This is a genomic window from Pseudomonas sp. LF020 (assembly GCF_053456425.1).
The window spans coordinates 296,533-308,691 of the sequence record NZ_JBRFIX010000001.1 but is presented as its reverse complement, the minus strand read 5'-3'; the positions used below and the strand labels follow the sequence as shown (position 1 = coordinate 308,691).

Annotated in this window: 14 protein-coding genes; 9 read left to right on the top strand and 5 right to left on the bottom strand. The window is 59.6% G+C overall.

Annotated elements, in window-relative coordinates; translation table 11 throughout:
- Positions 1-28 precede the first annotated feature (28 nt).
- From ACU680_RS01420 to ACU680_RS01410, 3 genes are all read right to left on the bottom strand, one after another.
- Positions 29-322 (bottom strand): co-chaperone GroES, encoded by a 294-nt coding sequence (locus tag ACU680_RS01420; protein ID WP_007916610.1) that lies wholly within the window; start codon positions 320-322, stop codon positions 29-31.
- A gap of 256 nt (positions 323-578) precedes the next feature.
- Positions 579-1,055, bottom strand: coding sequence for an FxsA family protein (locus tag ACU680_RS01415; RefSeq protein WP_096795133.1), 477 nt, complete (start codon positions 1,053-1,055; stop codon positions 579-581).
- A gap of 65 nt (positions 1,056-1,120) precedes the next feature.
- On the bottom strand, positions 1,121-1,852 hold the full coding sequence (locus ACU680_RS01410) for a HugZ family pyridoxamine 5'-phosphate oxidase (protein ID WP_448178453.1): 732 nt from the start codon (positions 1,850-1,852) through the stop codon (positions 1,121-1,123).
- 164 nt (positions 1,853-2,016) lie between these two features.
- Here ACU680_RS01410 and ACU680_RS01405 point away from each other — a divergent pair, with 164 nt between their 5' ends.
- Positions 2,017-2,775: an SDR family oxidoreductase gene (locus tag ACU680_RS01405; RefSeq protein WP_016773416.1), complete on the top strand. Its 759-nt coding sequence runs from the start codon at positions 2,017-2,019 to the stop codon at positions 2,773-2,775.
- A gap of 95 nt (positions 2,776-2,870) precedes the next feature.
- Here ACU680_RS01405 and apbC read toward each other — a convergent pair whose 3' ends face one another.
- Positions 2,871-3,965 carry an iron-sulfur cluster carrier protein ApbC gene (gene apbC, locus ACU680_RS01400; RefSeq protein WP_448178452.1) on the bottom strand — a complete coding sequence of 365 codons (1,095 nt, stop codon included), beginning with the start codon at positions 3,963-3,965 and terminating at the stop codon, positions 2,871-2,873.
- Positions 3,966-4,306: 341 nt separating this feature from the next.
- Between apbC and metG the strand changes: the two genes are divergently transcribed.
- The 8 genes from metG (at position 4,307) to ACU680_RS01360 (ending at position 11,394) form a co-directional block, all read left to right on the top strand.
- Positions 4,307-6,409 (top strand): methionine--tRNA ligase, encoded by a 2,103-nt coding sequence (metG, locus tag ACU680_RS01395; protein WP_448178451.1) that lies wholly within the window; start codon positions 4,307-4,309, stop codon positions 6,407-6,409.
- A gap of 132 nt (positions 6,410-6,541) precedes the next feature.
- Positions 6,542-7,111 (top strand): Rnf-Nqr domain containing protein, encoded by a 570-nt coding sequence (locus ACU680_RS01390; protein WP_007963994.1) that lies wholly within the window; start codon positions 6,542-6,544, stop codon positions 7,109-7,111.
- The gene (gene rsxB, locus ACU680_RS01385) at positions 7,108-8,322 is read left to right on the top strand and encodes an electron transport complex subunit RsxB (RefSeq protein WP_448178450.1); all 1,215 of its coding nucleotides are present in this window, start codon (positions 7,108-7,110) and stop codon (positions 8,320-8,322) included. The genes ACU680_RS01390 and rsxB overlap by 4 nt, the downstream gene beginning before the upstream one ends.
- Entirely contained in the window at positions 8,309-9,292 is a 984-nt protein-coding gene (locus ACU680_RS01380) for an RnfABCDGE type electron transport complex subunit D (protein ID WP_448178449.1), read from the top strand. Before rsxB ends, ACU680_RS01380 begins: the two co-directional genes overlap by 14 nt.
- Positions 9,289-9,894 (top strand): RnfABCDGE type electron transport complex subunit G, encoded by a 606-nt coding sequence (locus ACU680_RS01375; RefSeq protein ID WP_448178448.1) that lies wholly within the window; start codon positions 9,289-9,291, stop codon positions 9,892-9,894. Before ACU680_RS01380 ends, ACU680_RS01375 begins: the two co-directional genes overlap by 4 nt.
- Positions 9,891-10,472 (top strand): Rnf-Nqr domain containing protein, encoded by a 582-nt coding sequence (locus ACU680_RS01370; protein WP_448178447.1) that lies wholly within the window; start codon positions 9,891-9,893, stop codon positions 10,470-10,472. The genes ACU680_RS01375 and ACU680_RS01370 overlap by 4 nt, the downstream gene beginning before the upstream one ends.
- Positions 10,469-11,107, top strand: a complete 639-nt coding sequence (gene nth / locus ACU680_RS01365; RefSeq protein ID WP_367085586.1) for an endonuclease III — start codon at positions 10,469-10,471, stop codon at positions 11,105-11,107. The genes ACU680_RS01370 and nth overlap by 4 nt, the downstream gene beginning before the upstream one ends.
- Positions 11,108-11,214: 107 nt before the next feature.
- Positions 11,215-11,394: a PA3496 family putative envelope integrity protein gene (locus ACU680_RS01360; RefSeq protein ID WP_041068377.1), complete on the top strand. Its 180-nt coding sequence runs from the start codon at positions 11,215-11,217 to the stop codon at positions 11,392-11,394.
- Between the two features lie 86 nt (positions 11,395-11,480).
- Here ACU680_RS01360 and ACU680_RS01355 read toward each other — a convergent pair whose 3' ends face one another.
- Positions 11,481-12,107, bottom strand: a complete 627-nt coding sequence (locus ACU680_RS01355) for a response regulator transcription factor (protein WP_003227711.1) — start codon at positions 12,105-12,107, stop codon at positions 11,481-11,483.
- Positions 12,108-12,159 lie beyond the last annotated feature (52 nt).

Below are 12,159 nucleotides of genomic sequence, written 5' to 3'. Positions count from 1 at the left end.
GTAGTAACGGGAAAATGAACGGGGGGTATCAGCCTTCGATAACAGCGAGGATTTCGTTCTCGCTCATTACCAGCAGGTCTTCGCCGTCGACTTTCACAGTGTTGCTGCCGGAGTAAGGACCGAACACAACCTTGTCGCCTTCCTTCACGGACAGTGCACGCACTTCACCGTTTTCCAGAGCCTTGCCCGGGCCTACAGCGAGAATCACACCGTGGTTGGCTTTTTCAGCAGCCGAACCTGGCAGGACGATACCGCCAGCGGTTTTCTTTTCTTCTTCGCTGCGACGGATGACGACGCGGTCATGCAGAGGACGAAGCTTCATTGTCGATCTCTCCTAATTGTGGTTTTCATCGGCCGGTGTAGTCCCGGCGGGTTTAACAAATCCGGCCTGCGCCGGTTGCGGTTCGTCGAGCAAACCGCGGAAGTCTGTCCGGCTTGAATGCCGGAAACCTTTCGGTGACCGATACATAAGGGCGCATAAGCTTATTACAAGGGCGGGGCAGAAAATTTTTCATCAATTGCCCCTTGAATGCCGCGCATAAACAAACGGCACCCGAAGGTGCCGTGTCGAAGCAGGGTTACTTGCTGTCGCGATGTTCGAACTCGCCTTCGATCACATCACCCTCGCGGCCCAGAGGCTGACGCGGTGCAGGACCGCCACGGGGTTGCAGGTCGTCGGCGAAAGCACGCTGACGAATTGCCTGTTCTTCGGCGCGCTGGCGCATCTTGTTCGCCAGCAGGCGACGGGTAAACGGCAGCAGCATCACCAGACCGACCACGTCGCTGATGAAGCCCGGCAGGATCAACAGGCCACCGGCCAAGGCGAGCATCAAGCCTTCAAGCATGGTCTGTGCGGGCAACTCACCGCGATTCAGGCTTTCACGGGCACGCAGTGCCGTGGCCAGACCGGCGACGCGCAGTACGAACACACCGAACATCGAGCCGAGAATGATCAGCAGCAGGGCCGGGAAAAACCCGATCGCCCCTGCCACTTTGACGAATACGAACAGCTCCAGCACCGGAAACAGCAGAAAGAGCAACAAAAAAGGGCGCATCAAAGATTCCTCAACGCAAGAAATGCCTTGCAGTAAGCCTTAGATGACGTCGCCCTTTCGTGAATTCAAGCGTCGGCCAGCGCACTTTTTGGCCAGACCTCGGCGTGAGCCAGAGAAACCAAGGCTTCGCGCACTTGTATCGGCGTATGACAAGGCGCTGGAAATGGCAGCCAGTACAGCGCCTGACCAATGCGCAGGTGCATGCCTTCGCTGTCGATCCCGGCCAGTTGCGCCGGTACGGTTTTCGGCAAACCGCTGAGCTCCACATAGTGTGCGATGGCTTTGGCGTGATCGCTGTTCATGTGCTCGACCATGCTGATCTCGGCTTTGCCGGCAAACGGGTTGGCCAGGGTCAGCTGATCGATCCAGTGAATCGCGCCGAAACCGCCGATGTAGCGATGACGCACCGGGTTGAGCACCCAGAAATCAAAGTCGTGGGCCTTGTGGTAGTTCTGCGAGTCGGGGAAGTACCGGTAATAACGCTCGGCCGCGGCTTCGATGGCAGCCGGGTCTTCGAGCTTTTGTGCCTCGGCCAGATAGGTCAGGCGACCAACGGCCTGCACGTCGTCGGCCTCGCGTTCGCCCACCAGCAGCGAACATTTCGGATCTTTCTGCAGGTTGTGGGTGTGCTGGGCGATGCGGCTGATCAGGATCAGCGGGCGGCCCTGCTCATCCAGGCAATACGGCACCACCGAGCCAAACGGGAAACCGGGCATCGATTTGGAGTGGGTAGACAATACGCCACGGTATTCCTTGAGAAGCAATTCTCGGGCATTCTTGGCCGCTTCAACGCTCAATTTATGACTCCTTAAATAGAATCCGTCGAAAAAACGGACAGGCGCCTGGGGATAAGTCCCGGTCACGCCATCGGGCAATGCTCATGTGCAATCCGGCCATCACCGGTACGGATCGAGCGTCGCCAATAACAAAAACCACTCAGACCGGCTATCGGGGCATGCGAATGCAACTCAACGACAAAGTAATCATTATCACCGGCGGTTGCCAGGGTTTGGGCCGTTCCATGGCCGAGTATTTCGCCGGCAAAGGCGCGAAACTGGCGCTTGTCGACCTCAATCAGGAAAAACTCGATGACGCGGTCGCAGCCTGCAAGGCCAAGGGCGTCGAGGCGCGCAGCTATCTGTGCAACGTGGCCAACGAAGAACAGGTGGAGCACATGGTCGCCCAGGTCGCCGAAGATTTCGGCGCGATCCATGGCCTGATCAACAACGCCGGGATCCTGCGTGACGGCCTGCTGCTCAAGGTCAAGGACGGCGAAATGACCAAGATGAGCCTGGCCCAGTGGCAGGCGGTCATCGACGTCAACCTGACCGGCGTGTTCCTGTGCACCCGTGAAGTGGCGGCGAAAATGGTCGAGCTGAAAAACAGCGGCGCGATCATCAACATCTCGTCGATCTCCCGCGCCGGTAACGTCGGCCAGACCAACTATTCCGCCGCCAAGGCTGGCGTGGCCGCCGCCACCGTGACCTGGGCCAAGGAACTGGCGCGTTACGGTATTCGTGTGGCGGGCATTGCACCGGGCTTCATCGAAACCGAGATGACCCTGGGCATGAAGCCCGAAGCGCTGGAGAAGATGACCTCGGGTATCCCGCTCAAGCGCATGGGCAAGCCGGAAGAGATCGCCCATTCGGCGGCGTATATCTTCGAGAACGACTACTACACCGGGCGGATTCTGGAGATGGATGGCGGGTTGCGTATCTAAAGCAAGATCAAAAGATCGCAGCCTGCGGCAGCTCCTACAGAAAAGCTCTGTGTAGGAGCTGCCGCAGGCTGCGATCTTTTAATGGACGACGCTGATCAATCGTCACTGATGGTGATATTCGGCATCGCTGGCGTCGCCGCTTCCTGCAACACAATGCGCGCGCCGACGTGGCGGGCCAGTTCCTGATAGACCATGGCAATCTGGCTGTCCGGTTCGGCGATCACCGTTGGCTTGCCGCCATCGGCCTGCTCGCGGATCAGCATCGACAGCGGCAGCGAGGCCAGCAGTTCGACGCCGTATTGGGTCGCCAGCTTTTCGCCACCGCCCTCACCGAACAGATGTTCGGCATGTCCGCAGTTCGAGCAGATGTGCACCGCCATGTTTTCCACCACGCCCAGCACCGGAATGTTGACCTTGCGGAACATTTCCACGCCTTTGCGCGCGTCCAGCAGCGCCAGATCCTGCGGCGTGGTGACGATCACCGCACCGGCCACCGGGACTTTCTGCGCCAGGGTCAACTGGATGTCGCCGGTACCTGGCGGCATGTCGATCACCAGATAATCCAGGTCGCCCCACGCGGTTTGCGTAACCAGTTGCAGCAGCGCACCGGAGACCATCGGCCCGCGCCAGACCATCGGCGTGTTGTCGTCGGTCAGGAACGCCATCGACATGACTTCCACGCCGTGGGCCTTGAGCGGCACGAACCACTTCTGATCCTTGACTTCAGGACGGGTGCGCTCGGGGATGCCGAACATGATGCCCTGGCTCGGGCCATAGATGTCGGCGTCGAGAATCCCCACCTTGGCGCCTTCGCGGGCCAGCGCCAGCGCAAGGTTGGCGGCGGTGGTCGACTTGCCCACGCCGCCCTTGCCCGAAGCCACCGCGACCACGTTCTTGACGTTGGCCAGGCCCGGGATCTGTGCCTGGGCCTTGTGCGCGGCGATTACGCTGTTGACTTCAACCTTGGCCGAAACCACGCCGTCGAGATTTTCGATGGCCAACTGCAACAATTGCGCCCAGCCGCTCTTGAACAGACCCGCGGCGTAACCGATTTCCAGCTGAACCTTGACACGATCGCCATCGATCTCGATGTGTTTCACGCAACCGGCGCTGACCGGGTCCTGGTTCAGGTAGGGGTCGGTGTATTGGCTGAGGACGGCTTCCACCGCTGCGCGAGTGACGGCACTCATGGGCAACTCCGTTAACAAGACTGGGAAAAGATGGCGGGTATCGTACCCCGCAGATTGATTTGTGGTCAGGCGATTTATGCGTCGACTCGACTTTGTGGCGAGGGAGCTTGCTCCCGCTCGACTGCGCAGCAGTCGCGATCCGATTGATCTGGTCTATCTGCCATTGCCGGATGGGGCGGCTTCGCCACCCAGCGGGAGCAAGCTCCCTCGCCACAATGTAATGCAGTCAGTCCATCCGGTTATTGCAGTGGCCGCATCCGGAAACAGGTGCACAGGGTGAAAAATATGCGCCAGCGCTTTATAGTGGCCGACCTCCGTTTCATCAAGTAGCGAAGCCCCACATGTCCGAACCACGCAAGATCCTCGTCACCAGCGCCCTGCCCTACGCCAACGGTTCGATTCACCTTGGCCATATGCTGGAATACATCCAGACCGATATGTGGGTGCGCTTCCAGAAGCATCGCGGCAATCAATGCATTTATGTCTGCGCCGACGACGCCCACGGTTCGGCGATCATGCTGCGCGCGGAAAAGGAAGGCATCACCCCGGAACAACTGATCGCCAACGTGCAGGCTGAACACAGCGCCGACTTTGCCGAGTTCCTGGTCGATTTCGACAATTTCCACTCCACTCACGCCGAAGAAAACCGTGAGCTGTCGAGCCAGATCTACCTGAAACTGCGTGATGCCGGGCACATTGCCCAGCGCTCGATCACCCAGTATTTCGACCCGGAAAAGAAAATGTTCCTGGCCGACCGCTTCATCAAGGGCACCTGCCCGAAATGCGGCACCGAAGACCAGTACGGCGACAACTGCGAAAAATGCGGTGCGACCTACGCCCCGACCGATCTGAAGGATCCGAAGTCGGCGATCTCCGGCGCCACCCCGGTGCTCAAGGATTCCCAGCACTTCTTCTTCAAACTGCCAGATTTCCAGCAGATGCTGCAGACCTGGACCCGCAGCGGCACCCTGCAGGACGCCGTCGCGAACAAGATCGCCGAGTGGCTGGACGCCGGCCTGCAACAGTGGGACATCTCCCGCGATGCGCCGTACTTCGGCTTCGAGATCCCGGGCGAGCCGGGCAAGTATTTCTATGTGTGGCTGGATGCGCCGATCGGTTACATGGCCAGCTTCAAGAACCTGTGCAACCGCACGCCGGAGCTGGACTTCGACGCGTTCTGGGGCAAGGACTCGACCGCCGAGCTGTACCATTTCATCGGCAAGGACATCGTCAACTTCCACGCCCTGTTCTGGCCTGCCATGCTCGAAGGCGCCGGTTTCCGCAAGCCGACCGGGATCAACGTGCACGGCTACCTGACCGTCAACGGCCAGAAGATGTCCAAGTCCCGCGGCACCTTCATCAAGGCTCGCACCTACCTGGATCACCTGTCACCGGAATACCTGCGCTACTACTACGCGGCCAAACTGGGCCGTGGCGTCGATGACCTCGACCTGAACCTCGAAGACTTCGTGCAGAAGGTCAACTCCGACCTGGTCGGCAAAGTGGTCAATATCGCCAGCCGTTGCGCCGGTTTCATCCACAAAGGCAACGGCGGCCTGCTGGTCGACAACAATGCCGCGCCAGAGCTGACCGAAGCGTTCCTCGCTGCTGCGCCGAGCATTGCCGACGCCTATGAGGCCCGCGACTTCGCCCGCGCCATGCGTGAAACCATGGCCCTGGCCGACCGCGCCAACGCCTGGATCGCCGACAAGGCCCCATGGTCGTTGAACAAGCAGGAAGGCAAGCAGGATGAAGTCCAGGCGATCTGCGCCACTGGCATCAACCTGTTCCGCCAGTTGGTGATCTTCCTCAAACCGGTGCTGCCGCTGCTGGCCGCCGACGCCGAGGCCTTCCTCAACGTCGCCCCATTGACCTGGAACGACCACACCACGCTGCTGGCCAACCATCAGCTGAACGAATTCAAGCCGTTGATGACCCGCATCGACCCGGTAAAAGTGCAAGCCATGACCGACGCCTCGAAAGAAGACCTGACCGCCAGCCAGACCGACACCGGTCATGCCTCAAAAGAAGACCTGACAGCCAGCCAGACCGAGACGAGTGAAAGCAGAATTCCCCCGGTTGGAAATGGCGAACTGGTTAAGGATCCGCTGTCCCCGGAAATCGACTTCGACACCTTTGCCGCTGTCGACCTGCGCGTGGCTTTGATCGTCAAGGCTGAACACGTTGAAGGCGCCGACAAGCTGCTGCGCCTGACCCTGGACATCGGTGACGAGCAGCGCAACGTATTCTCCGGGATCAAGAGCGCTTACCCGGACCCGTCGAAACTCGACGGTCGCCTGACCATGATGATCGCCAACCTCAAGCCACGGAAAATGAAGTTCGGCATTTCCGAAGGCATGGTGATGGCGGCCGGCCCTGGCGGTGAAGAAATCTACCTGCTGAGCCCGGACAGCGGCGCCAAGCCGGGTCAACGCATCAAGTAAGGCCCAGCCGTAAAACAATCCCACAGGCATGTTCTGCAGGCCTGTGGGATTTTTCATATCTGGCCCACCCATCGCGGGTGCCGGATAATGCCTAACCTTAAGTGACACCCGCCCGTTGCTGCCGGCAGAACCATGACCGAACTTGCGCTTACGCTGATCAGTGCCGCCCTGCTCAACAACTTCGTGTTGCACTGGCCGCTGGGCGTCGATCCGTTGCTGGCCGGCAGTCGGCGCCAGGTGCATGCGCTAGGGCTGGCGACGGCGTGCCTGATGCTGAGCGTCGGCTTCATCGGTTATGTGCTCTGGCACTGGCTACTGGTGCCGCTGCAACTGCAGGCCCTGCAGCTGTTTGTGTTCCTGCCGCTCAGCGTGCTGCTGATCGCACCGCTACTGAAGTTGCTGACTCGCGCACTGCCTGACTGGCCCTTCGCCGGGCTATGGCCGTTGTTGCTGGGCAATGCCGGCGTGCTGGGGCTGGCCTTGATCAATGCACACAATGATCGTGGCCTGCTGCAGGCAACGGCGCTGAGCCTGGGGGCCGGGCTGGGTTTCTGGCTGGTGCTGAGCCTGTTCAGCGACTTGCGTGAACGCACGGCTGACAATGACATTCCCCTGCCCTTTCGCGGCTTGCCGATCGACCTGATCGGCGCCGGACTGATCGCAGTGATTTTTCTCGGATTCAGTGGACTGATCAAAACATGAGTCTGATTCAACTCATCGATGCCCTGCTGCCGCAGACCCAATGCGGCAAGTGCGGCCACCCCGGCTGCAAGCCCTATGCGCAAGGCATCGTCGATGGCGAACCGATCAACAAGTGCCCACCGGGCGGCGACGAAACCATTGCGGCGCTGGCTGAACTGCTGAACGTGCCGGTGCTGGAACTGGACATCAGCCGTGGCTCGGCACCGCCTCAAGTGGCGTACATCCGCGAAGCCGAGTGCATCGGCTGCACCAAGTGCATTCAGGCTTGCCCGATCGACGCCATCGTCGGCGCGGCGAAACTGATGCACACCGTGCTGATTGATGAATGCACCGGTTGCGACCTGTGCGTGGCGCCGTGTCCGGTGGATTGCATCGAGATGCACCCGCTGCCGCTCGGCACCTTGCCGGTGGTCGGCGGTCTGGCCTTCAGCCTTGAAGAGCAGCGCGCGCGCGCCGCCAAACGCGATCACGCACGCCAGCGTTTTGAACGCCGCAACGCCCGCCTGCAACGCGAGGAACAACAGAAACAGGCTGAACGCGAGGCCCGGGCGCAACGTGCTGCGCAACCAGCGGTGGCAACCCTCGATCCGGTGCAGGCAGCCTTGGAACGGGTGCGCGCGCAGAAAGCCGCGACCGCCGACGCCGCGCTGAAAAAAGCCAAGATCGATGTCGCCATGAGTCGCGCGCAACTGCACAAATCGCTGAAAGCCTTCGGCCATCCGCCGACCTTCGAACAGCAATCGCAACTGATCGTGTTGCAACAGCAGTTCGAAGCCGCCGAACAGGCGTTGGCGAAACTCGAAAGCAGCGCCGCCACCGCTCCAGCCGCTGCGGCCCCGGCTCCGGCGAAAGACGCCGACCTGAAGCGGGCGAAAATCCAGTTGGCCATGCGCCGCGCCGAACTGAAAAAGGCTCAGACTGCCGAGGCGCCGCCGGAACAGATCGCCACGCTGGAACAGGCCTTGCGTGATGCCGAGCAAGCCCTTCACGCTGCCGAAGCCTCGAGCGAGCAGGCTGTACCGGATCTGATGCGTGTGGAAAAACGTCCGATCGACAGCCAGCTCCGTCAGTTGAAAACCGAACTGGCCTACGCCCGTGCCGACCTGAGCAAACTCGAGCGCCGCGCCGACACGCCGGACGACATCCTCGACAAGGCCCGCGCGCGCCTGCAAGACGCCGAGCGGCAGGTGCAAGATCATGTCGCCCCGTGAAGCACCGGATGATCGCCTGCAACAGGCGATGAAGCGGGTGTTGCTGGCCACGCTGCCGGGGCTGTTGGCGTTGTTCTGGTTTTACGGCTGGGGCGTGTTGATCAACCTGATCCTGGCGGCGAGCACCGCGCTGCTGATCGAGGCTGGCGTCGCCAGCCTGCGCCGACAACCTTTGCAACCAACGCTCAGTGATGGCAGCGCACTGGTCAGCGCGGCACTGCTGGCCGCTGCGCTGCCGCCGTATTGCCCGTGGTGGCTGACCGTTAGTGCGGTGGCTTCGGGGCTGCTGTTCGGCAAGCATTTATACGGTGGCGTCGGCAAGAACCCGTTCAACCCGGCCATGCTCGGTTTCGCCCTGGCGATGCTGCTGTTCCCGCAGCCAATGACCCACTGGCCGGCGCATGGCATGAATCTGCAGACCGCTTTTGCACACGTCTTGAATCTTGGTCAGGTCCCGGACGCCTGGGTTCAGGCCACCGCGCTGGACAGCCTGCGCATCAACAAAAGCCTGACCATCGATGAATTGTTCGCGGCCAATCCGGCGTTCGGGCGTTTCGGTGGACGCGGTGTGGAGTGGATCAATCTGGCGTTTCTCGCCGGTGGACTATTTTTATTGCAACGCCGGGTGATTGCCTGGCAGGCGCCGGTCGGCATGCTGGCCAGCCTGTTTGTCGTCAGTCTGCTCTGCTGGAACGGTTCGGGTTCCGATTCCCACGGCTCACCGCTGTTTCATCTGCTGAGCGGCGCAACCATGCTCGGTGCATTTTTCATCATTACCGAACCAGTATCCGGCGCCAAAAGTGCGTTGGCCCGACTGCTGTTCGGCGTGGGGGTCGGCTTGCTGACCTACCTGATCCGCACCTGGGGCGGCTACCCGGACGGTGTTGCGTTTGCGGTGTTGCTGATGAATCTGTGTGTACCGGCTCTGGAACGTTTTGCCGCTGCCCGCCAGACGCAGGTGCAATCATGAACCGCGTGGCTGCAGTCGTGACGCTTGTACTGATGACTGGCGCCGGTCTCGGCCTGACTTATGTGGTGCAGCGCGCCAGTGCGCCGCAGATTGCCAGCGAGCAACGCTTGCTCGACAGCCGCAAGTTGCTGGATGTACTCGCAGCCGATGCCTACGACAACCAGCCACTGGAACAGCCGCTGGCGTTGACTGATATGACGTTGAGCCACGGCACTCTGCTGGCAGGCTACCGCGCTACCAGACTCGGGCAGACGGTGGCAGTGTTGTTGCGCTCGCAAACCGAGGGCTATGCCGGCGTTATCGAACTGCTGATCGTCATTGATGCCAACGGCAGACTGCTGGGGGTAAAAACCCTGCGGCACAACGAAACGCCGGCGCTCGGCGGACTTATCGGCGACTGGCCGAATCACTGGCTGGCGACATTTACCGGCAAGTCGCGCAATGCACCTGGCGACGCAGGCTGGGCACTGAAAAAAGATCAGGGACAGTTCGATCAACTGGCGGGAGCCACCATTACATCCCGGGCCACCGTCAATGCCATCCATGACGCCCTGCGCTACTTTGATGAGCACCGTGCAACCTTGCTCGGGAGCGGATCATGAACCGACCGGTGAACCTGACGAATGCCTTGCTGCTGGTTCTGCTACTTGGCACCAGTACGACACTGGCTGGCGCACTGGGCATGCTGCTGATGTCGGGCGCCGTCGTGGCGGTTTACGGCGTATGTATCGCTCCATTGCGCTCGCGACTGTCTGACAGCAACCTGATACTCGCCAGTCTGCTGCTGGCCGCCACCCTGACCAGTTGCGCCAATATCCTCGCGCAACGTTGGGCGTTGCAGTGGCAACAGTCACTCGGAATCTATACCGGGCTGATCGCCTTGCAGTGTGTGGTGCTGGAATACAATGGATTCTTTCGTCAGGCGCTGACCGAATGCCTGAAGTTTTTTGTCCTGTCGAGCGCACTGCTACTCGCGCTGGCTGCACTGCGTGAACTGTTCGGTCAGGGCCACATCGGTCGTGGCCTGTCTGAGCACTGGCAAGGCCTGATTCTGTTCAGCGACGGACTGCACTTGCTCACCCTGGTTCCCGGCGCCTTCATCCTGCTCGGACTACTGCTCGCCGCCCGCCAGGCCTGGATCCGCTCGAACGCTATCTCCAAGGAAACACATCATCCATGAATGCCGCAAAACGTCTGGAAATCTTCCGCAGACTTCATGAGGACAATCCCGAGCCGAAGACCGAACTGGCCTATTCCTCGCCGTTCGAGTTGTTGATTGCGGTCATTCTTTCGGCGCAATCAACCGACGTCGGCGTCAACAAGGCCACGGCCAAACTGTTTCCGGTGGCCAATACCCCGGCAGCGATCCACGCGTTGGGCGTCGAAGGACTGTCCGAATACATCAAGACCATCGGCCTCTATAACAGCAAAGCGAAAAACGTGATCGAGACCTGCCGCATGCTGGTCGAGCTGCACAATGGCGAAGTCCCGCAGACGCGCGAAGAACTGGAAGCGCTGCCCGGCGTCGGCCGCAAGACAGCCAACGTGGTCCTCAATACCGCTTTCCGTCAGTTGACCATGGCGGTCGACACGCACATTTTTCGCGTGAGCAACCGCACCGGCATTGCCCCGGGTAAAAATGTGGTTGAAGTGGAAAACAAGCTGATGAAGTTTGTGCCAAAAGACTACCTGCTGGATTCTCACCACTGGCTGATTCTGCACGGTCGCTATGTGTGTCTGGCGCGCAAGCCCCGCTGTGGCAGCTGCCGGATCGAAGATTTGTGCGAGTACAAACACAAAACTTCGGACGATTGATTGGCTATTGGAATAATTGATTCTTCGATTGAAAAAATCTTTTTTACCCGCAGCAGGAATATCGATATAAGGAGCGCCAAAGGCAGTCTTAGCCTGGAGTTCACCTTATGACTGACAGCAAAGAACAACTGGACGTAGATGACGATTTTACCGCTGTGGAAACCGACGACGCCGAACCGGTGGTCGAGGTTGCCAAGACCAATCTGAGCAAACGTCGCACCATCGATAACCTGCTTGAGGAGCGCCGACTGCAAAAGCAATTGGCTGATTACGATTTTGACCTCTGACACTTGAAAGCCTCCCGAACCGGAGGCTTTTTACTGTCTGGGAAATCCGACACTGAGTGGCCATGAATCCTCGGCAATCAGGATCATCAGACCAGTCCGTTACGTTGCGCCAACTCAATCAGATCCACCAGCGACCGGGCATTGAGCTTCAATAACAGACGCGTCTTGTACGTGCTGACCGTCTTGTTGCTGAGAAACATGCCGTCGGCAATTTCCTTGTTGGTCTTGCCCCGCGCCAATTGCTGCAGCACCATCATTTCCCGGCCGGAAAGACGGTCCACCATATCGGCTTCACTGGCATTGCCCAGACTGGTCCGCACAGTATGCAGGGCCTGGTTTGGAAAATAGCTGTACCCGGACAGTACGGCTTTGATCGCACTGAGCAATTCAGTCAGATCCTGTTGTTTACAGACATATCCCGCCGCACCCGACTGCATGCAGCGCATCGAAAAATGTCCCGGTGCCTGGGAAGTCAGCACCAGAACTTTCAAGGGCATCGGTGTCGAGTTCAGACGCGCGATAACTTCCAGGCCGTCGAGCTTGGGAATTCCAATATCCAGAATAACGATATCCGGCATCTGTTCACGAGCAAGTTGTAACGCGTCCACGCCATTATCTGTTTCGGCAATAACTTCGTAGCCATGACGTTCCATCAGCATACGCACAGCAAGACGAATGACGGGGTGATCATCCACGATCAGCACTTTATTCATGGGCAAGTCCAGTTTCGCTGTTCGAATTTTTAGAATCCGCACAATAGCCTAG